Consider the following 1745-nt stretch of genomic DNA (forward strand, 5'->3'; position numbering starts at 1 on the left):
GTCGAGGGGCTTCAGTTGCTGCAGTATTCGAACATTGGTGTTGCAGTGGCCGGGCTAGGGGTCAGCGTGCTCGGCTTCATGGTGATCAACAAGAAACTGAAGGAATTGGAGGTGTCGATCTCCGATCTGTCCGGCAAGATGAGCCGTTACTTCCAAGATCTTTATGAACGCGAAATGCGCCAGCGCTTTTCAAACATTTACGTACTGTTTGAGCGTTCAGATCAAATACCTCATCTGCAGTATCCAGTGAGAGAATGGATTGGTCTGGAAGAAAAGCTCGCATTTGAAAGTGGTTTTCTACGCACAGAAATTGGCCATCATCTGAGCGAGGGTCGTTTCAACCCCGAGTGGCTCAATTTGCTTACAACCACTCTTCTACTTTGTAATGCAACGCGCATTCATTGCCTTTTGCAGGGCAACGAAATGGCGGCTGCACAACATGCCTCGAAGGTCATCGCTAACACGTACACCGAGCTGTTTGATGGCATCAGCCAGAGTCGTCTGGCCAATAGAATGATGCCAGAGGGAGTCCGAGAAGTTGGACAGGAACTGATCACTTACCAAGCCAATCAGAAAAAGGCGAAAACCATCGTCGCAGGACTCCGGGAGGTTACTGACTCAGCCTTGAGTAAACCGTTGCTTATCGAGCATCTAATCAGCAAAGGTATCAGTGGTAGTGATTTCATAGCCCAGATCCGTGCACAGAATCAGTACCCCATAGTCCTGTTGACTCCATAGTCTGCCAGAGGAATTTGGAGTGCCTCTGATATGGTGGAGTAATTCGAGCGTCTATTGGGTCGACTCATCGAATCATGAATTGTCCGATGAACAAGTGATTATCGAAGTCCGGCAGCGCTTGAGCCTGGAATTTACTGCTTGGTGAGGCCGTGGATGCATTTCTCCTCCTTAGGGAGGAGCGCCTCATCAGCGGCTGTGATTGTTTTCGAATGTCCACGCASGAACGATGTGTTCCCACTCMGTWCKCTCTGCCCGATTCTCTTGCTTTCTGGCCTTAAGGCCRCATGACTCAGCATCGATACGACCACCTGATTTKCCAACCCACGTCCATTTGCAGCCGYAATACAACTCGCCCATGGARCTGTTYGACTGGTCGAGGTRGATTTTCTGCTTGGCTGTACTTTGGCTTCGGAAAAGGTCGRTGGAGGGMTTGAGAAGGCGGGGGTAATTACCGAGAGGGTCAGCGTTACCCTCATTCGTCTTGGATTGCCTTTGCGTTTTTCGATCTGATAGCGACCCGTCTTCAAGTGGATAGTGAGGTTAACACCAAGGCTATTTGCATGTCGCATTGACTCAATCTTCCTTCGGTACAACCCAGAAAATCTGCACTCCGACATCGTCACGATAGGCGAGCGTAATGTCGTCGTTCTCATGGAGCAATTGTTCCCACTCATCCACAGGTTCATCTGGCAGGCGGAAGATCAGTGCGGCTCTAGCTTTTTGAGCGGTGGGGGAATTGATGATTTTCGGAACGCGCAGACCCAAGCCACCCGTCAACGCTGACGAGTGGTTGAGAGAGTGCCCGGCCAGAACCGGTCGGGCGAGAGTGAATCAGTACTCCCAGAACATCCGTTGCAACTCTTTGCTGTCGTTGGTCTTGGTCAGGGCAACCATGGCCAGGATGCGTGCTTTTTGCGGGTTCAGGTCGTGCGCGACCACCCAGTCGTATTTGTCGTCAGGCTGTTCGGCATTGCGCAGCACGAAACCGCCGGCGTTGACGTGGGACG

At 51.5% G+C, this 1745-nt stretch carries 2 protein-coding genes and 1 pseudogene; 1 reads left to right on the forward strand and 2 read right to left on the reverse strand.

Annotated features, from left to right (window positions below; translation table 11 throughout):
* Positions 1-738: hypothetical protein (locus AC1DRJ_RS26530; RefSeq protein WP_477804762.1), on the forward strand; the 738-nt coding region annotated here is incomplete at its 5' end.
* A gap of 573 nt (positions 739-1311) precedes the next feature.
* On the opposite strand, the gene AC1DRJ_RS26535 is transcribed toward AC1DRJ_RS26530, so the two are convergent.
* Together AC1DRJ_RS26535 and AC1DRJ_RS26540 are read right to left on the reverse strand one after the other, a co-directional pair.
* Positions 1312-1548 carry a DUF1654 domain-containing protein gene (locus AC1DRJ_RS26535; RefSeq protein ID WP_477804763.1) on the reverse strand — a complete coding sequence of 79 codons (237 nt, stop codon included), beginning with the start codon at positions 1546-1548 and terminating at the stop codon, positions 1312-1314.
* A gap of 21 nt (positions 1549-1569) precedes the next feature.
* A pseudogene (locus tag AC1DRJ_RS26540) lies at positions 1570-1745 on the reverse strand (L-asparaginase); the annotation flags it as partial.

Source organism: Pseudomonas sp. P5_B2 (assembly GCF_056400445.1).